The following is a 23,243-nucleotide window of genomic DNA, read 5'->3' on the forward strand; positions in this document are numbered from 1 at the left end:
ACAGCTTTTAACTCTTTATTCAACGCCATTCGACATGTAACACTCGCTCCATCCACGGAAACTTAATGGTCGAAAAACTCCATGGCAGACTATCGAGTAACATGTCAAATGCCTTGCCTTGGATCTGTAACTTCCATGCCTCTTTCTCGCGATAGAGCACGCCATCTCTCTGTAAAAATGACTCTCTTAAACCTTCCGGTGTGGTTTGGCCAATAGTTTTCCAGTTATCGATGACTCCTACCAACAGCCCATCAGCGGTCTCTCTCTCCTTATCAGAAAGCTCGATACTGTAACTCAATGGCTTTGCTGTTATGATGCCGCACATGAGCTTGTTAAGCGTCAACTGATACTCCCTAGCCTCACTCAAGCCGCTAACCATATATTGCAATAGCAGTGCAGCCCGCTCTTGCTCCTGTTTGTCAATAAACTTCCCACCATCTGTATATCCCAGCATGCTAAAAAGTCTTGGAATATAGGGGGCAGCGAGCACAACACCCGCATTATCAATATGAATTTTATCGCCTTCAGTCTCTAAGTCATCTGGGGTGTCATGCTCTGATAAACCATAAATCAGTCGCTCTAGTTCGACTAAACTAAGCTCTTTTTGCTCGTTATCGGATAAAGGTTTGAGCTGGCTTGTATCGGTTACTACTGGCTGACTTGGCTTTGGCTTTGGCTTTGGCTTTGACTTTGATTTTGACTTTGACTTTGACTTTGACTTTGAAGCTAGTTTAGCGCTCTGACTCTCAATTGTTTTGATATATAGCGCTATCTGCGAGGAGATAAAACGGACTTTAGATACAGCTTTAAGCTCCTTAAGTATTTGAGCTAAAAACAGCTTTCTGGAGTGCGCCCCTTTGCTGCTCGAAGCTCCGCCATCACTGCCATGTAACATAGCCAAGTAGCTATCGAGAACGGTACCTAAGTTAACGCTCTGATTACGCAGTAGGTAATAAACGGCAAACTGGTAATTGACTAGCGGCTTAACTGTAACAGCTCTAACGCTGTCACAGGCTAAAGATAATAGTTCGATAACCTTCAATAGGGATAAATAGTGAGTTGAAAATAGCAGAAGCAACAGCTCGTGACACTCTGTAGCGGAGCGATGTTTGAATAACACCTTAGCGACCTCATTTGAGAGGAGGTGGTTAAGCAGTAAAATTTTCAATCTTGCGGCGTCTGAGTTCATCAAATTGTTCAAGCAGTGATCGAAACGAGCTAACATACTTGCAGAGATATGAAGGGAGTCAGCTTGTGATAGCTGTACCAAGAGCGACTCAAATTCAGCGACCAAAACCTCTAAATCTTGTTCAGTTTTCACAGATTTACCTGGCTCAGATTTAACCAGTTTAGACACACCTATTGATTGATGTGAGGCTATTGTAGATTGCTTCACTCTAGCCCGACTAATCTCAGCCAGATTAGCAATAGCTGTCAATTTATCTGCTTTGTTTTGCGGTAAGGCACTCTTTGTCACATGCTGAATATAAGATGCTGAACCTTGCCCCTCTTTGGTATTTCGGCTCGAATAACGGTTAAAACCACTCAGCATTAACGCATCAATAACCGGTATCACTGGCTGTTGATTAAATGGCTCAACTTGCTCGATTAACGTGTAATTGAAACGATATATTTGATTGATACCAACACAAGCTCCCTTGAGCTGCCTCAGTTCATCAATAAACATGTTCATGCCCATCACAGGCATGATTGATACCAAACGACCAAGTAATGCTTCAAGGTGAATATCAGCCATCACACGCCAAATATGCTGCCAGACATAGGACCCAAACATAACCCGTTTTAACAGACTCAAGGCCTGAATAGGCTCCTGTTTAAATAGCGCTAAGCATTCCGTCACACAGTAAACAAGGAGCTGTAAACTCTCTTTCAGTTCATGCTCTGGAATAGATTTGGCCTGATTAACAGCAACGAAAAGATGTTGGCCGACAAGTGTTAAATCAGCGGTGATCTTCTGAGCATGTTCCAACAGATATAGCCCTGACTCATGAGCTTGTTCATCGTCACCTATCTGACTGTCAGTCTCAATAAGGTGATTGCTCACTGGCTTTAGGCCCTGTTCAATACCAGCGCTTGTGTCATGACCCTTTAAGATTAATTTTCGCTGCCGTGCCACTAGCTCTGTAACATAGCCGCTAACAGAATTAATTTGGTATTCCCGCTCAATAGCCTGCAACAATACGGTCAAGCTACAATGTCTAAATTCCGCTACACGAGAAAATAGCCCCATAATGAGTTGCTCTGTCTGCTCAGAGATATCAGCAGTTAAAGCCCCTTGCTCATTTGTTGAGTGCCCTATTAATTGCCAGATCTGTTGCCAAATGTACCCTTGCAGTTGTTTTGAGAATGCCATGCCTCTTCTCAGTGACACTGAGTATACAAACGAGTGCTTAGGAAAGTTGCATTCAGCTTCATCATTTGCGCTTAATGAATTAAGCGTTGGCAGTTCAACACATAAAATTGAATCGAAGCTTATCAAGGAGTCAAGCCAATGCTGACTCGTCGGGTACAGCAGTTTAAGTATCGCGGTTTGTGTTGATTCAGGCAGCGCTAACAGGTAGCCCCCGATCACACCTTGCGATCGGCTCATAAAACCTTGTGGTGACGTATGATGAGATGGTTTAAGAAAGTAGTGCACAACACGCAGAACAAATGCGCGATCGCTATGACCTAAAGCTTTAATGACCTTTTCTAGTCGAGTAGCGTCTCCAGCTGCTAGCGCCAATATAAATTGACGATACCGTGAACGATTGATGTCTGCGATATGCTCAGGTATTAGGACGACTTCTATTGGTGATGAGGATAACCCCGTGTGCTTAGGTTTTTCTATAGGCTCCAGCAACAATTCAGCGAGTAACAATAACAACTGCTTTTGCATCTCAGAGTGCGCTTCTGAAGAGTAGAAAGCGTTCGCAAGGTGATGAACAAACTCCTGATGGTCTAAGTTGTTATGAGCGGCAATCTTATGGGTGATGTATCCCAAATAACTTAAATTATTAAAATTAGAACCGCGTTCTACCAACAGGTAACTTAGAGAAAACTCCCAAAGCTGTTTAGTTAATTCCCTTTGCGCTATGGGCTGAGACATCTCCACCTGCTGAAGTTGCAATGGCGTTTGCTCAATCAGAGGTTGGATGAACTTCTGCTCGTTTGGCGCGAGTAGTCCAAGCGTATCTCTGAGCATGGCAAGGGTAAAGTGAGTCACTATTGCAGTAACGCAGACGGATTGATGACCATAAAGGTACAAGCTGCTGATCAGCGTTTCTGGATAAGCAGATACATAATGGCCCCAATGTAACTTGAGTCGATCATAACGACCTAGATTCAAAGCGGTCGCGATATCGTTAAGTGCGACCTGTTCAGCAGTGAGCTTGTTCTCGTTACTCGTCACTTTGAATCCAGCTTCTTTATCACACTCATCGTCTGCAAATTCAGCCTGAAACTCACTCAGTAAAACATGCATATTACGTTTGAGCGCTGATTCCATTGGAAGTGACTCAAGGGCAGTAAGGAGTATTTGCTGTAGCTGTATCTGGCTAATATTATGATGAGCCGCGTTTTGACGGATCATACTTTGCAGGTAAGATTTGCGATTAAACTGACTACCTCGCTCAACCAGCAGGTAGGTTAACGTGAACAACCATAATTGCTGCTGACTCTTATTATCGTTAAGTGAAGGTGATGATAGCGGCTTTGCACGCTCTTTAGCTGGCATAAACAATGAAGATATCCGCAGGATAAAGTCGCTTTCTGTAGGCTCTATTAACTCCAGCAACTGCTGCCACATAGGCTCAGTTAAGGCTTTTGATAAACGATATCGAACCTCGGCCTGTTGACCTAAATTTTTAACCAGTTTAAGAAAGTCTGCAGAATACTCCCCCATTGCTAAGTGCCATACAGAAAGGAGTTGATTGATATCTCCAGCGACAATCGCCTTAATAAAAAGTGCTGAAACGAGCAGTGTTCGACCTCGACTTCCCGGCTCTCTTTTGTGCGAAGCATAGTTAAAATGTGCTGAAAATTCGGGTTTCAGCTCAGGCGAAATATAGCGTTGACCGATATCGACTAATGCTGGAAACCACTCATTAATGGGTTCAGCAGCATCGGCAGATTGATTGGTATCTCCCGCTAATAACGCTTTAAACAAGGCGCGAATAAAAAATAACTTCTCATTATTAGTTGCCAAACTTAATAAGGCGCCCTTGGTATAGAGTCGTTTCTCTAGCGCTGAGCTGGCACCATCATGACCGTAGTTAAGCATCAATTTAAGTAGATAACGTACTTGTTTATTCCGCGCTGGCTTTGCAAGCTTTAACAGCAGTTCGATACTCGTTTCAATGGGTAACTGCATCACTAGGCGACTGAGTATGCTGTCGGCATAGGGAGATCGCTGCAATAACGTTGTCAGCGAGTTAAGGTTTCCAAATAGGGTCGCGACTAGCCATTCTTGCCACCGCAGTGATGTGTGGATCCCCGTAGAAAATGGGCAACTCCAGGGCAGTTGCCCACGGATTAAGAAATAGCATAACTGCTCCCAATCACTCTGTTTCGAGGTCAATTTACGAAAACTAATCTCCTCCCCAGTGCCCACAGACTGCGGGGGCAAAGTGACCCCTGTCAAACCTGAACTGCTGTTGAGACCGAGCATTTTTTCTGACAAAGCAGTAACTAGCTCGGCTTCAAGTCGGCTTAGATAATCCTGACCATAGATATCTCCAAGATCAATCTCCAATTTATCAATACAGAACTGCCAATCCTGTTGTTGATATTGCTCAAAAACGCGATCTATCGCGGGCAGTAAAGTATGTAGCACATAGCTGTGCGCTTGTTGTTGAAACTCATCAGCTAATAAGGGATCATCGAATGAAAGATCCAATACAGCGCTCTCGATACGGTGTATCTCAGTTTCCTGTAACAAATCCATCCGCGCATTACCCATGGCATTACCCATGGCATTGCCCAGCATCACGATACCCTTGTAATAAATGCAATAATTTCTCGGCGCTAGCCTGACACTCATCACTAGGAATATGCGTATCTCGCCTCAACTCTAACCACTGCATATAACACTGTTCAAAACCACACAGCTGACTAAAATCAAGCCAATAACACTCAGCTAAGATATGGGCTGGACACTGCTGATGTACAACAGTCTCAGCCCTTTTTCGGTAACCAGTATCGGCGCAACGCGCAGTGAAACTAGGAAAGATAACTGAGACCTGACATGAGATTGAATCTTCTAGCGATAAATGCTTCTCTGTAGGCCTTAATAGCAAATGCTCAACGACATACACCCCTTCACAACTCCGATTTAAGTGAGCCAAATGCTCTCGCAAGATATTAGCCAAACGGTTCACTTTGCTGACATGACTACTAGTGCCAATAAAGATAGATTGTTGAGATTGCTCTGAGGTGAGATCTCTGGTTTTCTGCTCTGTGAGATAAAGGTCATAGACGGATGTGCGATCTCTTTTAATCAACTTATAGTTGTTGATATCGACACCTTTACGGAAAAATGTCTCACCGATAATACCCTTTTGCAAAGGCTGTAAGGCCAGGGTCATCTTAGAAACTTTTTGCCTGTCTATACTCTTTTCACCGCTCATCAAGGGAATAGCGAGTAGCTGTTTTTTCATCGCATCATTCAGAATAACCTGATTGTGTAACGGGTAATTGATCTGTTCAAACTCACTGTCACAGACAATCTCTAACGGTTCGCGTTTCACTAGACTCGTATAGGGCCACCTGTTGATTGGCATACCTAAGTGATAGCTAAGCCTATGTTGAAAGCCGCCTATATTACTGTCAAAAGTGCGATAACAGCGGTAATCAAATGCCCCACCTCTATCACGTCCCATCGCTACCACATCATTGAGATATTGATACTTATTTTCTAAGACACACGCTTCAAGCGCATTTGGGCTGTCATAATAATTAAACTGTCGAATAATGGATTGATCTAACTCTTCACCATAGAGGGCAAGTAGATAATCCAGTACCCGCCCCTTCCTGTCATAAAAGTGATCGAACTGTGCCAATATTTCATCAAATCGCCTCTCTTCTTTGGCTGGGTAAATCAGCTCAATACCATGAAATTCCTGTGAATCTAAGGTGTGGAACTGGTAGCTAGATTTGACATTTCTATCTATAGAGAACAGAGACTTAATACTGCTAATATTCTTTGAAAAATTTGCCATTAACTGTTCAAACACCAACAGATAACCACGTAGTTGACTGGCATTAGCTCTATCTTCTATCGCTGAAAATGCACCTACGCCATTCACACTCAAGTTATAACTGATAGGGAAGTGTTGCTGGATAGAGTGATACTCTTGGGTTTGACGAAAATGTCCCCGCGTCACTTGATATAAACTACTCACTTCCTGACGAGTATGACGTATCGAATATTGCTTAAATTGGCGATGTGCCAAGTGAGTTTGAAATGTTTCAAAATGCAGGTTAATCGGTTGATGATGTCGTTTTAAGCTCACCAGTACCTCCTCTTCAAAATGAGGTAGCTGTAACCAGGTTTTATCTCTTATCACCTGTTCAATAGAGCCGTTTTCAGTAAGGTTATCGCCAACGTCGACCAGAGCTAGTTGTTCAATACTGTCTATCTCTTTTATACACCTCAGCTTTGAGTAGAGTGATGCCAGTGTCCTTTGTGCTTGCGTTACATCGATACCCTCTAATTTATACCTGCCGTGCAAAGCCGCTGGGCCAGAAAGGATCTGCTCAAGATTCCTCCCGGCATTAATTTGCTCTTCATAACTTTCAACCTTGAGCTCCCCCATGACCCACTGATGACAAAGGGTGTAGATCTCAGCCAATACATATTCAGCATCGCAATGATCCACCAGTTGAATATCTGCGATAAGTTGATAACCCTTATCCTTGATGATCGTTATCTTGGCAACATCTTCAGCCAGATTGCGATTTTTGCTGAAAATATGGGAAACTTTATCAACAACCTTATTTGCCAGTGAGGGACGAGACTGGCATTTATCACGCATCAATGGCGTCAGTTGCAGTTCGATGTTGTATAGGCCGATGTACCCTGAACTAACGGGGCTAATCCACACCCTATCGACCTCGGCAATAGAGTCTAAAAGCAGTTGTTGATAGTCTTCTATCGTGCATGCTCTAGCGGGTAACACTGCTTCGGGTAGTGCTAACGCCAACTGTTTATAGTTGAGCGAACCATCGACTTGAGCCAGCAGGTCTTCAGCAGAGAAATCCGTTTGATAATTTAGCTCAGTCAATCCATAACAGAGCTGCTCAATAATCGTCACCCCTGGATCGTGAGCGTTATAATCTGTCCAGATATCCCCTGAATAAGCTTGCGCGTACTCGATCGCTTCACGCCTTAAGTTATAAAAACTTGAGGCGTCACTTTTTACGTCGTGCCTAGCAATACTTGCGCTATTGCTCATGATTCACCTCAGCCTGAGCCGCGTTACAATCTTGCATATATTCATCAGCCCACAATTTTGAGATGTGGTAACAAATATTGATCCCTTCACCATAATCAGTGTTTGATTTCATCTGCAGATAATATGGACGATAGGCGGAGCTGTTCTCTTCGCTCTTTGGAGCACTCACCCAACGAACTTTCAGCTTATCCGATGAAGATGAATAGTAGGCATGTTGGCACTTAATGGGCTTTTTGAATGTCAGCCAATTGAATAGATCGAACCATAATCGAGAAGGGTTGCAGGTATTCATGGCTATAGCTCGCAGCATGGCATAGCGGCCGGTTCGTTTAATCCCCACGCCTGCCATCACCTCAAAAGCCTGCACACCTTCCAATAGCGGGGTAACATTGTGCCATTGACCATCCGCCTTCACCGTTCCAGTACCTTCAAGTTCCTCAAAAGCACTACCGAGTCGGCCCGATGCCTTAATCATGCCGTTGACATCTAAGGCATGCATTGGCTTATCTTTATTGACCCCAAGTCGGCCATGAGGCGAAATACACAATGTGCTAGCAACGGGTTTATTCGTGACCTGACCATTGGCTAACTCTTGCTTCTCCGGTGCCTTAAATAATAGGCTGTCTATCTCCTGATCAAACTTGATACTCCATAAGACTTGCTCTGGCTCACTGTCACGATAGAAGCTTAAAAGGTTAGCATTCTCCTCTAATGATGAGACTTTAAAGCCTTCATTCACTGATTTATCGAAACCTTCCTCAAGCGTGTTTAAACATGAATCAATCAAGTCTGAGAAGTGCTCTGATTGGGGAAGCGCGCCTTTCCTGAAATAGTTTTTAAGGGTACTCCTATTACGTTTAGCCATCTTGTTGAGTTCCTTCTACATACTGTTTAGCTCCTTCATCGTCACCAATAATGAAGTTGCCTCCCACCTCAAGTTCACTTATCCCTGTTTGTGTGGGTTTAAGATCGATCTCTTCATTAATAATCTCTATCACCTGGTGGCTATATGGCATCAACAGACACCAAGGAGCACTAGCCTCAATACCTGTTTCAATTTGATTAACGGGGGAGCTCTGTTTTATCCCATCTGCGGCTACACTATCGGCTAGCTGAAACGCCGGTAACGCTTGCTGTGTCTGCTTAATAATGTGTAAGGCTGACACATCAGTAACAAATTTAATGTAATTAAGCTGGCGTATATATGAGTCAATATCTTTAGTTTTGAGCAGCCAACCAAAGCCGGTATTAATGGCCTTGTCACTCCAGGGACAGAGAAAATCACAGATATCCTGGTTTAACTTCGAGATCATCAAACCAGCATGTAAACCGGGTAAAAACTTAACCGCACAACGCACCTGCACACTCTCATAAACGGGTCCTCTAACATCAATCTTAATAAACTGAGGCGCACGTAAAGCGATAAATTGCTGCACTTTATTGAGCAAGTTTCGGCTGATATTAAAGTCATCGCACAGTTGATGCTGGCACTGATTAACCTTAGGCCGAACAATAATCAGTAAGTGTCCAGGCTGTTTATTTTGTTTGTTGAAAATGCAATTTGAAATGCATTTGACTCGATCAATTTCGGGAAACGCTTCTAGAATTAAATGCTCATAATCCCAACTACTCACAGCTCTGCCTTTGTGCCTGAGCCGCTCACTGACACGCTGCTTAAATTCACCTTCACTCTCTTGTTTCTTGCCGTCAAAACTCACGGTGACTTGTGACACCTTATCTAGACCTGCCACAGGGTGGAGCGTTTTCCACTTTGTAGGGAGCTGCAGGATCTTGCATGGGGTCTCACCAGGAGCTTGTCGAGTCGCCTTGCCCGCATGTGTGCTTATAGATAGACAACGACCATAACTAGACAGTGATTGATTTGCGCAGGCTCTTAGCCAAAACAACCCCTTTGGCATAACAGTATTTTCGATACTGAATGTCTCAGGCAACATAAACGACATAATGCCTGACGTCGTTAAACCAAATGTTGTATCAGACATAATCTGGCGATTTGAGAAGGGCAACCAACGGTTATGACTGAGATAAAACCACTGAATATCACTGGGTTTGTCATTAGGGTTAAGACTTGCCTTCTCATCAAAATGGAAGAAAAGAGTGAGCATGTCAGCAAGTTTTAATGATTCTATACCGATAAAAAGATTGCCGTCAGAAGCATATCGAGGAAACAGGTACTTGAGTTCGGGTTGCTGCCTATGTTTAGAAATAGGATATATTTGCTGAAAACCAAAAGGGTGTATATGGGTCACACTATGCTGAGCAAGGTTCTTTTTTTGATTTTGTGGATGCAGGTGGATAACAGTATTAGCACAGTAGTTCACCGACAGACGACTCAGCGCTGGTGTATAGGGGAGGTTTGGCAAAGGTTTAGGCTTTTTACTGCGGGCATTCTCTACCAACATATTGGTTAACAGCCTTGAATACTCCTGATGACCAAAAGCAATATCGGGCTCACTCAGCAACAGCTTAATAAAGCCATTTCGACTTTTAAGGTTATAGTCAAATGCGTGATTTTGAGTATTATGCCCTGCAGGTTTGAACTCGTTTGATATATCTGAACTGATGACTTTAAAGCTATTTAATCGATTAGTTTCCGAATCATCCTCAAAGAGCTTGATCGACTTGTGCTTATTTACCTTCAGCCAACTACCGTCTCTTAATACTTCCAAGTCTGCTTGAAAAGTATCGTTACTGATTGGAAAATCATAACCGGCATAGTGAGTTTTAAAGCCATCAAGCACTGTAGGTAAACCACTCCAGTTGAGATTAATATCCAGCTTAACAACCTGCTTTTTTGCCATCTCTTCACTGCCTAAAACCAGATAGCTATAGCGTGTTGGCTGTGCACCAAAAGGCACAAACGTTTTAGCAGGATCTACCCTCCCATGATTGTTATAGGCCACCAGTTCTGTGACGCCCTTTACATCGGCCTCAATGTCGATTGCACTTAAGATTAATCCTCGAAAAATTGAATAGGGAAAGAAGGTGGCCAATGGCTTAATACTGAACTGAACCATCCCCGCATCACATTGCCATTGATTACCGTGAACCTTAGAGTTGACGGGGGTTACTGCGGGCAGGTCTGGGGTTAATGTGATGATGAACTGAAAACCATAAGCTCCATGCTCATCGCCTTTTATTTTCTTACTCAGAGGGTTAATTCGATAATTTTTCGCTTTTAACCAGCCCTCTTCTGTAGATAGCTTAATGTCGAACATCTTCTCGTAGAGTTCATTAAAAGTGCGCAGCTGATCTTGACTCAACAGCCTCAGTAACCGTTTGAGTCCAGAGGTCTTTGTAAACTGTTGTGATTTAGTTTTTATCTGCTCTATATCGACTTGATTCAACCAGGAGTTTGATTGACTCTGTAGTGCGCGGTGAAGAGTGTGGCGACTAAATAATCGTCCTAATAGTCGATAGAAAAGTGCTTCCTCTTGCGCCTCTGCCAGCAGCGATAACAGATAGTTTTTATGAATGAAGCTCTGCTGTTCATCGGCACTGAGTAACATCTCCATTTGTTGCTCTTTAGATAGGTTATTAAGCAGTTTTTCAGCCGTTACCTTCCCTTGATAGAGACTCGGTTCAACCTCGAGGAGATGCGTAAAGATAGCCAGGATGCAAGCATTCTTGTCAGTATCTGAAGTGGCTGTATTTAACAGGTAAAATGCATGGGACGGAATAGGATAAGGCTCGGCTAATGCTATGGTTAAACTTAACTCTCTGAGCCCCTCGCGTAGATTTAACACTGGGGCAGAGATAGCAAAGCCTAATGGAGCTAACGATGCATTAGCCTTACCAAAACGCTCATTGGCACCAAAGGTCGTAAAGTCTGTATTGATACTCGTCTCTGCCTGGAGCTGGTTTTTAGTCACCTGAGTCACGTAGTGCAGCTCACTCTCGGGAGAGATGAGTGGATCTCTATGCAGATAAAGATTGAATACCGATTTCACTTCAGCATCACTAAGCAGAAGCTCACTGTCTAAACAGAAAATGATCTCCTGCTGGTTGCTGTCTTTACCGCAGGAAAACTCAGTCCCCTTAGGGATTAACACAGGCTGTTTAAGCCCCTTGGTAGGAGTGACCAGTAGATGCACAGATTCAGGTGTACTCTTAGCGGCTTCAAATTTTAATATTTTGCGATAATAAAGATCTAGGTGTCGCATGGTAAAACGGTTTAACTTTTGCTGACTATGGCGAAACACCTTCAAAAATGCCATAAAGAGTCCCATAGAGGGGTCATGGTCTGAATGGTTTTCTAAAGAGAGCGTATAGCCGCCTATCCCCATTTGTAGATAACGCACTACATTGATCACATTAGAAAAGTTCTGTTGTAATCCCGCGCTCAGTTGGTTCAAATCTAGCTCAGAGTTATCAGGCTGCCACTGACCAACAATATCTCCCCAGATAGGATCAAACTGACGGATTTTTTGCTCGGCCAGCTGTTGTTGTTCAAGGTCTAAAAACGCCACTGCCGCCTGTAACTGCTGTAAACATGGCTGTAATTTCTTATCAACTGCCGAAGATATCTTAAGACAGAATTCAAAAATCGCTTCGCTATTTGACAACTTCAACTGTTGATACCAAAGGTTGATGTTAGCAAGCAGCGTTATGATCATCATGGTTGAAGCTTGTAAGTCTTGCTGTAAGCTCTCTTCAAACTCTATGGATATTCGGTCACAATCCATACTTTGTAGCATCGCCATCATCGCCAATTCACTGGCAAGAAACATAGGTTCCCAAGTTCCATCTTGGTTATTCTTTTGATCATAAAAATGCAACTCTGAGGCCAACTGCTTAGCAAAAACGAGCAGGGTTTCAAACGACATCTCATCCACATTAAAATGCCCAGCGACGAGTGCATCAGATAATCGCGACGCTTGATTACTTTCAGGCAATAACCCTGTCATTTCATTCCCCATAGAGAGTCACCAAACAACACTGCATGTGATTGTCACTACATTGCTTCCAGATAGATTTACAGATCAACTAAGGTTCCCTCCAGAATATAGAATGGAAAGACCATATTGCGTCTCGCATTGGTGGTGATCACGGTATAGTTGAGACCGATATCAAGTCGCCCCTCTAATGCATTGTCGGTATCGATCTCAACCAGATCTAGGTTTATCCTAGGCTCAAAATAGAGTAATGAACGGCTAATAAGGTGGTTAAGCTTGGCAATCGTCGCTTGATTAATCTCCTCAAAAACCATGCTTTTAATACCACAACCAAACTTAGGGTCCATTACTCTCTCCCCAGGTGAGGTAGACAATATGATGTGAATACTTTGTTCAATATCTTCATCTGCCGACACCATTTCAGCAGACCTTTCTCCCGCCAGAAACTTCGGAGGAAAGCCCCAGCCTGTTCCTAAAAATGACCTTTCTATACTCATAATGACTCTCCCTGTTCCTTATCCACCAATCATCACAGTCAATGCCCCGAGAACAATGCTGCCTCCATGTACTGTGGTATCTCCCATTCTTGCTGCTGGCTTACCACTGATCATCACAGTTGCAGAGCCTTTTGCCACGGTGTCGGGTGGACCGACACACACACAACTGTCGCCAATCACACTCGCGGGCAGTTTTTCTATCAGTACCGTAGGCACTCCAGGCCCAATGACCGGCCCACCAACATGTGGAATAGGTGGCAGTCCTGGTGTCACCATAGGACAAACATGCATATCAGTGATCCTTGCTGCTGGTGGCATCAGCCTCTCCTTAATTAATCATCACCATGGCGCCTTTAACTGTGGTCTGCCCGGAAGCAGACAGTTCAGCAGTCGCACTTCCCTTCGCCATAAACCCCACTTGTGCAGTCTGATTAATGTTTAGCCCAGACAGTTTCAAGTCTGCATTTGAACTTAGGCTCATCTCTCCAACCGCACTGAGTGTCATCTTACCTTTAGCACTAATGCTGATATCTTTAGGGCTGTCTATGGTGATACCGCTACTGTTCATCTCGAGCTTATTACTGTTCTGATCTTCTAAAATCATCGACTTGTCTTTATCACTAATCACCACTTTATTTTCGCCAGGTGTGATGATAGTGATAACCTTATCTTCTTCATTAAATTCGATTTTCATCTTACTTTTAGTAACGATTGCCTTAGTGTTATTCTCAGCGGTGAGATCATAAGCAGGCTTATGCTTACTGCTATATAAGCTGCCAAGAACCACAGGTTCACTTGGGTTATTATTGAAGTAACCCAGCACCACTTCATCATCAATTTCGGGGATAAAAAAATTACCAATATCTTCTGATGCATAGAAAGTTGCGAGCCGAGCCCACACCCCTTGTGTTGATGCCTGCAACACTGGCACTTGCACCTGTATTCGGTTTTGACCACTTGGATCGCCGTCCAGCTTCATCACCACACCAATTTGAAGCCCTTCAACTGCGGGTAACAAACCACTTGCAGGCGGCGCAGAAATATCACGGTGTTCACTGGACCAATGTGGCGACATTCCAAATTCAATATCAGTTAACCATTGGCCATTAACTAATTCATGATGCACACGACTCACATAAACGAGACCGTTAAAGCGGCTACCCACACCCGCGACCTCAATCAAGCTACCGATTTTAGCCGCCGCACTCCCCTGAAATTTCATCCTTCCCTGAATGCGAGCAAGCCCGGACTTTACCTGTTGACCTTTGGCCCATGCTTTTAATGATGAAGTATCTAAGTTATTAGAGGTTTGCAGTCGAAAATCTGAAATGGAAAGCGCGGCAGCGAGATCGCTACTGGATAGGTCTCCCTGCTTATTTAATGTTTGGGCTGACACCTCCTGCTCCTGTGCCTCCTGCTGACTGGGATCCCAGCATACACTTTTAACAGAGTTGAGCTGATACCTGGCATCGAGATCTGCTGAGAAATCTATAAGATCTTCACCGTAAGTAACCGTTAACTCACTACTACCACTCACCTGAGGCTCACTAATTGACAGCTTTCCAGCATCGACACAAAGGACATAACCATTAGCTTCCGCCCTTGAAAGAACAAAATCCCAATCGGTACAATTAAACTGCACCATTTCATCATATTGAGACGAGGTTGAGCTCACCGACTTACTCAGTCCTGAGTAGTTACCAATGATCTCCTCAATAATCTGGCTATCCGTTTTACTGGTATAATTGGCACTCGATCTGGCAATGGTCATCGCAATACACTTGTCTTTGCACTCTACAACCAAAGAGGATTCATTGTTCGTGCCGATGGAAATGCCAATCCCTATCACCAGTCCACTGAATATGAGGGTTTCGCTGCTGGCATATCCCGCCTTTATCTCAATACTTGTCCCAGGCTTAAAACATGACTCAGCACTGAGCGGAAAATCTTTACTAGGCATATCCCCATCACTGATAACAATGCGAGCCGAAGGCACACGATTAACCTCAGAGATCACCTCTATCATCAACACATTAATGCTATCTTTTAACGCTGCGCCATCGGCAGTAATACTATATTTGATCACGCCATCGCTATTGCTTAAAGGAGATGTGCCCATATGCCTACACCCTGTCGATTGCAGTTAATTTAACGGAGGAAACAATAATTTAGTCCCGGGCTTAATGACCCGAAAACTATCTAAATTATTGAATCTTGCGACTTGCATATAGTAAGAGTCATCTTCATAGACCTGCTGACACAGTAAAGGTAAGGTATCGCCGGATTTAAACTCAATGACATGGGTCAGATCGGGAGAGGAACGTTTTGACTTTAATGCCTCCTCTTTATTGGTCATAAAACCTGAGAATGCCAAACTAACCTTAGCTCTTAGCGGCGTACCATCCGGCTTAAAAAGTACATACTCCACTTTAAAGCTGGTTAAGCGACAGACGAAATAAAGCGTACCCCAGATAACATTCACCACATTGGGTTCATGTTTCTTTCCTACATAGTTATAGACAATTTGTTTGAGATCACTGATCTGCTTACTAACATCAATAGCCTTAGTCGTTTTGATTACTCCAGTGCCATCGATCACTGTGGTGAAATCAACAGACTCAGCATCATAGCCCGCAAATTTAGACTCACTGGAAGAGGTGCCTAATGACTTATTTTTTTTATTATCATATTTAATGGTGTAGTTATGATTGAAATTTGATGGGTTAAGCATCAGTTCAAATTTACTACTAGCATCTTCAGTTTCAATAGTGAGTTTTTTTGCCATGCTTCCTCCTAACGTTCTCGAGTTTCACTTCGATTACGCTTGATCATCCCCGAGCAACTCTTCAGTAACTGCTCTGTGTGCTGGCGTAAATCAGATTCATCCACCAACTCAAGTGATTCACTTTTATCCTCACTCACCACATTTGATTTAATCACTAACTGCTTAATTTCTACTGACATGAATTACATCACCCTATTTGAATACTGATAACACAACTCGACCTCTTCGATTGCCACCTCATTCTTGGTGGAATGAAAGCTATCGACCTTCCAGTTAACCGGGTAGGCTTGAAAGAAGTTCCAACTACGGATCACAGTCCCCTTTTCCCCTAAGAGATGAACCGATAGATCTTTAGGTTCCAAAGTTTGCTTAAAATCACCATCAAAAAATGTTTTGCACCACTTAATCAGAAATGAATCAAGCTTGGTCAAACCACGTTTTAACGTTAAATTACTGTGCTTTACTGATTTGGGCAGATGATACACAAAGCGATTTTCGCCCCCCTCCAGATAATCTTCAGTCTCGACTTGAGAGGCGATACCGCCGATCTCCTGAAACGAAGTATCAGAACTGTTTTTAGCGCCGTGAAATGCGACCTTAAAGTAGAACGCAGGTACGGGCCATATAGTACAGTCTTGCTTTGATCCGTCTGACATAGCCTTCTCTCTTTGCCTGTTTTCAAAATAACCAGCACACGATATTTATCATGTGCTGGGTTAACCAAGGTTACTTATTGGCAATTGCCAAGCCTTCATGAGCCAACTCAATGGTTTCAACAGCAACTTCATTGCCATCAGACTTAAGATCTGTGCCAGTGATCTTGGTTGGCCAAGCATTAGACAGAGTCCACACCATAGTCGGCGCACCCGTTTCATCTAATAGACTGATGGTGACTGCAGTACGAGCAACTGTGTTCATCTTGATCTTTGAGTACCAGTCATAGAACTTATTATCTTTAGCAAAAACCCCCTTTTTGAGAGTGACATTACTCGTCTTAACAATTCCTGGCATCTTGATGGTTGAGAAAATTTTATTATCACCAGCACGGTATTCAATCACCTGTGCTTCAACATCTAACCCTGATACTTCTTGAAAAGATGACACCATCCCTTCACCAGCTCCACCAGCCCATTTAACTTCAAAATAGAACTTGGACATTGGCCATACATTGGCCGACTGTTTTGAACCGTCATCTGACATAGCGTTCTCCTTAACTTTTCATCTTAAATTGGAAGCGATTTATCTAGTTACGACTTCTGCATCTGTTGCTGGAAGGTGATCTCAATAAATTCAGCCGGGCGAGTCACAGCAACTAACACAGTGATTCTGAGTATTCCCTCTAAAATATCTTCACTACTCATAGTACTTCCAAGTCCAACACTGACATTGAACGCATCGGCAGGAGATGCCCCAGCCAACCCTCCTCGCTTCCAAATACCTGTTAGAAAGTTAGTGATCATGCTATCCATAGTGACCCAAGTGTTGGCAGTATTGGGCTCAAATACATACGCTTTAGCGGCTAGTCGAATCGACTCTTCTAACATGATGAGTGTTCTTCTAACACTGACATAGCGCCAATCTAGGCTATTTCCATCTAAGGTTCTGGCCCCCCAAACTAAGGTCCCTTCGCCAGTGAATGCTCGTATCGCATTGATGGATTTACCTTGGGTAGTGACGTTGAGATCTTCTTGCTCATCGTGGGAGATATTTACAGCAGGTGAAACCACGGCATTGAGACTGACATTTGCGGGGGCTTTCCATACGCCACGCGCGTTGTCGACCATGGTATATATTCCCGCCATCGCTGATGAGGGAGGAAGTAGGTTCAATTTGTTTTTAATATCTAGCAGAACGTTGCCATACAATTGACTCATAGATGTCAGCGTTTTATGCAGCAGATTCTTTTGTGCATCTCCCTCTACGCTAGCAATGGTATCAATCTCTGCTAACATCTGATCTCTCTTTGCCGCCCTTAGCTTATTGCCTGGCGTCGCAAGATCATCATCGCTGAGTCCATCAAGATCAGTGAAACCAGCTGCAACCTCTTGCTTTAACAGATCCGTTAGCACATCAGCATTTGAAATATTTGCATAGCTAAGCTCACTATCCTGAACGATAGTCGTATTTACCCATGGGTAGTAAGCTGCTGAGTAATCGAGGAAGTTGATACCCAGTTTAGAGCGGAAGTTATCAATACAATCCCCTTCAGGGTCTTGTCTGTCCTTATATCCATTCCATACATCTAAGATAGTGACACGATTTTTCATCACCCCACCACAGTGGGATAAAGCGGCCTGCTGGACACTAATACAATCATCTTCAGCTAATAACATAGCTTCAGGGATCACAACCATAGTTGGTTCCTGCTCCTTGATTAAGGGAGTGATACCACCTGAGAGTTTTGCCGCTTCAACATCATTATTATACTTACCGACAGAGACGATGTAACAAGGCCCACCGCCATTTTGAAAGAAAAGCATCATGCTGTAAAAGAGCAGGTACTTAGTGTTAGATTGATCTGCTGTATACTCTTTTCCACCGATGATAAATGCCGTATCTTCGGTTGAATCATCGGCTTTTTCTGCGATCTCAAAGAGCGGAGTTGGCGCATCGCCATAATAGCTGCGGAACTCGGCCATAGAAGTGATTCTCCATGGCTTATTGAGCAAGCTTTTACCACCATTTTCCGCCTTTTCGGTATAGCCGATAAAGGCTGGTACAGCAGTGGCAACTTCAACCACTGAGTTGGGAAACGCATTTTTTTCAACTATATACACACCAGGTGTTTTCATCACGCCCATAATTTATTCCTTTAAAGTTAACAATTAACAAAAATCTCAGAAATTTGAGTCAATTTAGTGCCTACAACCTCTTGGTACCCGTTACTAAAATGAGCCACTGGTAACCGTTTAACTAACACTCGATGACCATTGGTTCGTTTATCGATAAGTTGAAAATAACTTTCGCTAAACTCCTTCAACTTTATTTCTATACTGCTTCTAAATATGGCAACAGTGCAGCCATCGCTTAATGTTTCATTTTTGACAAGTTTAAAATTTACATCTCCATCCCTATCAATAATGTTCAAATTATTTTTTGAGAAATCACCATTTACTCGATACTCCCAATAGGAACTTTTATTCTGTATAGAGGTAAAAAAAGTGAAGGGATTTGAAGGACTGCTTGTATCAGGCGTTAACATGGAAAGTTCATCCGCATTAATTACGATAGAGATAAACATAAACGTCTTAGAAGAAAAACCTAATGCTTCAAGTTCAAAATAATCAGTAATGACACCCTTAGAGTAATAATCATTAACTGATATCCAGTCTGAGTTTTGCAGCTGATATTTATCCAGACCATTAAGCGTGTTATCACTTTGGTTCGATTCATGTTTCAGCCACAATAATTCTTTATCTTTCAATAAGGGGATAGAAGAGCAATTACTCAAATAAGGATTGCTACTCGTTATATAGAAATCAAAGATTAAACCTTCATCTTCTATATAAAGTCGTAGTATGGGGATTTTTTCTGCATCACATAACACCAATAAACCACCTAAACATGGTTTAAATATGACGCCACTATTTTTAGCTTGAGCAAGCGTTGCACGGCTTGGCTCTATATTAATGTCATTACAGTATCCTGACTCAAAGAAATCATGATGGATGACCACAGAAAACAGCACTCTAAAACCTGTCACTGCGACTTACTCTCTGATGTTACTGATACATTTACCGACGATGTCTTAGATACTCTGGAAATGGTCGCCTTACTATCAATAGTGATCATTCTGACCTTATACAGAATTGAAGGTAAATATTTAGCACCGAACATGCCCCACAAGTTGCTTAACTCATGATTTTTAACGTTTTCTATATCAAGGATTATCTTCTCGATTGCCCTATCAAGATCTGGAGAGTTTTGATGATTAAACACAGGCTGTTGTTGAAAGTAGCCGACAACACTGGAGATAAATTTTAATGATTCATTGTAATTAGCACCACTAAAATTGGCACAAACCATCAAGTATAAATTGAGATGTACTGGTTGATGCTGCGTAAAGTCACTGCCTACACCTGACGACATATAATGAGTATTTGCGGCGGTTTCACGCTCAATATTGGTCAAGAATATAACCACACGATTATTTACATTGGCTGATATTGCACCGTCATGGTCAACAAGATTAGACACAACGACGACATCCTCGACTAATTCAAACTTGTTTTTCAGAAACTGATTTAATTTTGAAGATATATGATTCATGACAGAAAATATCATTTCAGCCTCCTAATCCTGGAGCATAACCACAACTAAAAATGAAAAACAGACAATTATTATTGTCACAAAATAAATAAGTGAAACGGCCAATTAGAAGCCACACCTGTGATTAACCACAGAATGAAAAGCTAGCACAAACACGTTCAAAAACAACTAAGCCTATCACTTTATGGACAAAATCATTTTTCCATCATTTTTCCATCATTTATTTGTAGGATTTATTAGCACTCAATATAAACTTAAGACTGAGAATTTTTAACCCGTAAACATTACCTATGTAGATATAGTTAATAAATAGGAAGGTAATGATATAAATGGGCATGTCGATCGACACTAAAATAATGACTCTCCCCATAAAGGAGTGAAATCCATACAAACCTGATTTAATAGATAATGCTATAAATTAAGCTAGATTTTTGTTAAAGGTGAGTGCTATGTGAGACTTTATAAGGAAGCTAAAGTAATTGGAGAGGGTCAATTAAATCGTGATATGAACATTAAACTAAAAGCACGATAAGGTGCTTTTAATACTAATAGGTAATTCCATTCTATTTTTTTATCAATGCTATGCCTAAAGGTTCAAAATAACCGATTAGTGCATTGAAGACCTGCCTCCTATGCTCAAGGCAAGGATAGCCACCTGCAGTAGCTAGCTTAGACTTTAGGGTTTCGTCAACAAGGTAAGGGTTGCTGATTTCAGGATAAGATTCGATACACGCCTCGAATGCACGTGCCATCAGCTCTGTCGGTTTAGAGAAATACTGACGACCATATTGCGTATCTAACGCGACGGCTCGATCTACATAGTCATGGCTATCTTGGCCATCAGGCGTTAAAAAAGTGGTCGCAAATACCTGGCCTAATCGCTGGTTAAGTGGATGATTAATCATCTCAACATCAGCAAGCCAACAACTGGAGGCGAAGGATATCGTTCGCTCTCGAGTTTTAAAGGCTTTATCTGCAATATAGTGATCATACGCATGCCAAAACTCATGGGCTAATGCCCCTGCCCCTGCATTTTTAGCAAGCGCCAGCTCACGCCCAGCCGGCATATAATGCGCCTGAACGCCCTGCTGTCCCCCACTGCCAAATGCGAGGTTTAGCGTCTGCCTAAGGCCAATGGCAATGGGTGGCAGTTTCAAAATAAAAGCCAGATCGGCTAAAGAGTCAAAGATAAGGTTGGCGGCCTTATGCTTTTCATCCTCTTCAACCCAACTACCCAGGCGAATATGGTTAAGGCCAAAGGTCTCTTTAATATCGTGAAAGCTCACCTGTTCACCAAAGCGATAATCTGGGCCTTCTCGCCTATATGTTTTACGTTTTAACACTCACAATTCCACTCGCTGCAATTAGCCACATTATATCCCATAAGCTCTCAGCAAAGTGCTTGATTGTTTTTGATACCAATCTGGATAAGTAACTGTTCATAACGTCACGCAGGAAAAAGCGCTTAGAACAAGGCTTGAGTTGCAGGCAACTAGTTATTCTAAATGCAAAACTCATAACCTAGTGCTCAGCGGTTTTAACCAGTAAGAGTGATCAAGTATTTATATAGCTAGGTATAAGTACGCCGTTCAGTAAACATTCAGCCCTTAGCGGCTATGCTACTCCCGAATTAACAGAAACCAATGATAAGGAAGAGACTAATGAGATTATTCACTTTATGGACAGTAATACTGTTAATGAGCACAGTCGTTGTTGCAGTTTCTGGTACCGTTCATTGGCCTATGCTGGCCACTATGTTCACCGCGATGAGCCTATCATTAGCCATCATGGTTAATATTGGCAAGGTTGCCGATAAGCACTTTGTTGGACTCTGCTCACCTAAGTAGAACCTTTGATCTGAGCAAAACTCAGCTATCAAAAAATGGGGGTTTCAGGCATAATATTGCGCATAAAAAGCTTGTAAATGCTTGTCGTAACGCTTAGGAACCCCACAATGACGCAGATCACCCTACTTACACCCGATGATTGGCACCTTCACTTCCGTGATGGTGATATGTTGCAAGAGACTGTTCCGGCTACCGCCAGACTGTTCCAGCGCGCCATTGTCATGCCTAACCTACTGCCACCAGTAACCAATGCAAAACTGGTTAACGCCTATCGCGAGCGTATTTTAGCGGCGCGTCCACAGGGTTCAAACTTCGAACCTTTGATGACCATCTTCCTTACTAACGACACCACAGAGCAAGACATCCTTGATGCCAAAGCGGCTGGCGTAGTAGCTGCAAAACTTTATCCAGCTGGCGCGACCACTAACTCAGATGCAGCGGTAAAAGCACTTGATAGCTTGTTCCCTATTTTTGCCAAGATGGCAGAGATCGGCATGTTATTACTGGTTCATGGTGAAGTGACTGAGTCACATATCGATATCTTCGACCGTGAAGCCATTTTCATTGAACGCAATCTAACTCGTATCGTCGATGCTTTCCCAAATCTTAAAGTGGTATTTGAGCATATCACCACTAAAGATGCGGCAGACTTTGTCATGAGCGCTTCAGATAATGTCGCGGCGACCATTACTCCACAGCATCTCCTACTTAACCGTAACGATCTGTTAGTCGGTGGCGTTCGTCCACATAACTTCTGTCTGCCAGTGCTTAAGCGCAACACTCATCAAGAAGCGTTGCGCGCTGCAGTGGCTACAGGCTCATCGAAGTTCTTCTTAGGCACAGATTCTGCGCCACATGAGAAACATCGTAAGGAGTCAGCTTGTGGCTGTGCAGGTTGTTACAGCGCCTGGAGCGCACTAGAGCTTTACGCTCAGGTCTTTGATGACTTAGGTGCTATTGATAAGCTTGAAGGTTTTGCCAGTACCCACGGCCCAGACTTCTACGGTCTACCAAGAAACACCAGCACTGTGACATTAGTGAAGGAAACTTGGACGGTACCGAGCGAGATCATCTTGCCAAACGGCAACCCAATCGTACCTTTCTTCGCTGGCGAAGAGGTGCACTGGAAAGTGAAAGCTTAACCAGTATATTTGACTACAAAAAAGCCCGCTATACGCGTAATGCCGATCGTTTAAGAGGACTTGAACGATCCTGCAGATGAAAGATAATCCCTACCAGTATTCTGGTGGGGATTTTTTTATGTTTGCGCAAGAGCTTGAGCTAGTTCATGAGTCTGTTGAAGAAAGTGGGTCTTATGGTTCTGTAATGGAGGCTATTGATTCAGAGTGGATAGAGCAGTCATTACTCACAGCCAACAAGGCAAGTATCCGTAATCGCCGTTTGCCTGCACAGCAGGCAGTCTGGCTCGTGCTTTGGATGGGGTTAATACGTAACCAGTCCATCAAAGAGGTTTG

At 43.0% G+C, this 23,243-nt stretch carries 18 protein-coding genes; 3 read left to right on the forward strand and 15 right to left on the reverse strand.

The features are described 5' to 3' along the window. Nucleotides 1–19: 19 nt before the first annotated feature. The 15 genes from BM736_RS17780 to BM736_RS17845 form a co-directional block, all read right to left on the reverse strand. Entirely contained in the window at nucleotides 20–4,987 is a 4,968-nt protein-coding gene (locus BM736_RS17780) for a contractile injection system tape measure protein (protein WP_076414621.1), read from the reverse strand. After that, nucleotides 4,965–7,454, reverse strand: coding sequence for a hypothetical protein (locus BM736_RS17785; RefSeq protein ID WP_076414623.1), 2,490 nt, complete (start codon nucleotides 7,452–7,454; stop codon nucleotides 4,965–4,967). The genes BM736_RS17780 and BM736_RS17785 overlap by 23 nt, the downstream gene beginning before the upstream one ends. After that, entirely contained in the window at nucleotides 7,444–8,319 is an 876-nt protein-coding gene (locus BM736_RS17790; RefSeq protein ID WP_076414625.1) for a hypothetical protein, read from the reverse strand. Before BM736_RS17790 ends, BM736_RS17785 begins: the two co-directional genes overlap by 11 nt. Next, the gene (locus BM736_RS17795) at nucleotides 8,312–12,382 is read right to left on the reverse strand and encodes a baseplate J/gp47 family protein (protein WP_179079072.1); all 4,071 of its coding nucleotides are present in this window, start codon (nucleotides 12,380–12,382) and stop codon (nucleotides 8,312–8,314) included. The genes BM736_RS17790 and BM736_RS17795 overlap by 8 nt, the downstream gene beginning before the upstream one ends. Before the next feature lie 68 nt (nucleotides 12,383–12,450). Next, entirely contained in the window at nucleotides 12,451–12,867 is a 417-nt protein-coding gene (locus BM736_RS17800; RefSeq protein ID WP_076414629.1) for a GPW/gp25 family protein, read from the reverse strand. Between the two features lie 18 nt (nucleotides 12,868–12,885). Further along, nucleotides 12,886–13,185 (reverse strand): PAAR domain-containing protein, encoded by a 300-nt coding sequence (locus tag BM736_RS17805; RefSeq protein WP_076414631.1) that lies wholly within the window; start codon nucleotides 13,183–13,185, stop codon nucleotides 12,886–12,888. A 10-nt stretch (nucleotides 13,186–13,195) separates the two neighbouring features. Further along, nucleotides 13,196–14,986 (reverse strand): type VI secretion system tip protein VgrG, encoded by a 1,791-nt coding sequence (gene vgrG / locus BM736_RS17810; RefSeq protein WP_076414633.1) that lies wholly within the window; start codon nucleotides 14,984–14,986, stop codon nucleotides 13,196–13,198. Between the two features lie 24 nt (nucleotides 14,987–15,010). Beyond that, nucleotides 15,011–15,652 carry a peptidoglycan-binding protein gene (locus BM736_RS17815; protein ID WP_076414635.1) on the reverse strand — a complete coding sequence of 214 codons (642 nt, stop codon included), beginning with the start codon at nucleotides 15,650–15,652 and terminating at the stop codon, nucleotides 15,011–15,013. Nucleotides 15,653–15,660: 8 nt separating this feature from the next. After that, a complete protein-coding gene (locus BM736_RS25205) occupies nucleotides 15,661–15,831 on the reverse strand; it encodes a DUF5908 family protein (RefSeq protein WP_179079073.1) in 171 nt (56 codons plus the stop codon). Between the two features lie 3 nt (nucleotides 15,832–15,834). Then, nucleotides 15,835–16,308, reverse strand: a complete 474-nt coding sequence (locus BM736_RS17820) for a phage tail protein (RefSeq protein ID WP_076414637.1) — start codon at nucleotides 16,306–16,308, stop codon at nucleotides 15,835–15,837. Between the two features lie 70 nt (nucleotides 16,309–16,378). After that, nucleotides 16,379–16,852, reverse strand: a complete 474-nt coding sequence (locus BM736_RS17825) for a phage tail protein (RefSeq protein ID WP_076414639.1) — start codon at nucleotides 16,850–16,852, stop codon at nucleotides 16,379–16,381. Between the two features lie 47 nt (nucleotides 16,853–16,899). After that, complete coding sequence (locus tag BM736_RS17830) at nucleotides 16,900–18,453, reverse strand: phage tail sheath C-terminal domain-containing protein (RefSeq protein WP_076414641.1); 1,554 nt, start codon at nucleotides 18,451–18,453, stop codon at nucleotides 16,900–16,902. 17 nt (nucleotides 18,454–18,470) lie between these two features. After that, a complete protein-coding gene (locus BM736_RS17835; RefSeq protein ID WP_076414643.1) occupies nucleotides 18,471–19,355 on the reverse strand; it encodes a hypothetical protein in 885 nt (294 codons plus the stop codon). Next, a complete protein-coding gene (locus BM736_RS17840; protein WP_076414645.1) occupies nucleotides 19,352–19,936 on the reverse strand; it encodes a DUF4255 domain-containing protein in 585 nt (194 codons plus the stop codon). The genes BM736_RS17835 and BM736_RS17840 overlap by 4 nt, the downstream gene beginning before the upstream one ends. A gap of 548 nt (nucleotides 19,937–20,484) precedes the next feature. Continuing rightward, a complete protein-coding gene (locus BM736_RS17845) occupies nucleotides 20,485–21,264 on the reverse strand; it encodes a CLCA_X family protein (protein WP_076414647.1) in 780 nt (259 codons plus the stop codon). Between the two features lie 318 nt (nucleotides 21,265–21,582). Between BM736_RS17845 and BM736_RS17850 the strand changes: the two genes are divergently transcribed. From BM736_RS17850 to BM736_RS17860, 3 genes are all read left to right on the forward strand, one after another. Further along, nucleotides 21,583–21,768, forward strand: coding sequence for a hypothetical protein (locus tag BM736_RS17850; protein WP_076414649.1), 186 nt, complete (start codon nucleotides 21,583–21,585; stop codon nucleotides 21,766–21,768). 107 nt (nucleotides 21,769–21,875) lie between these two features. Next, nucleotides 21,876–22,910 (forward strand): dihydroorotase, encoded by a 1,035-nt coding sequence (gene pyrC / locus BM736_RS17855; RefSeq protein WP_076414652.1) that lies wholly within the window; start codon nucleotides 21,876–21,878, stop codon nucleotides 22,908–22,910. Between the two features lie 118 nt (nucleotides 22,911–23,028). Next, on the forward strand, nucleotides 23,029–23,243 hold a 215-nt coding region (locus BM736_RS17860), incomplete at its 3' end, for a transposase domain-containing protein (protein WP_179079049.1).

It is taken from the genome of Shewanella sp. UCD-KL12, from assembly GCF_001957125.1.
In the GTDB taxonomy this organism is placed as follows: domain Bacteria; phylum Pseudomonadota; class Gammaproteobacteria; order Enterobacterales; family Shewanellaceae; genus Shewanella.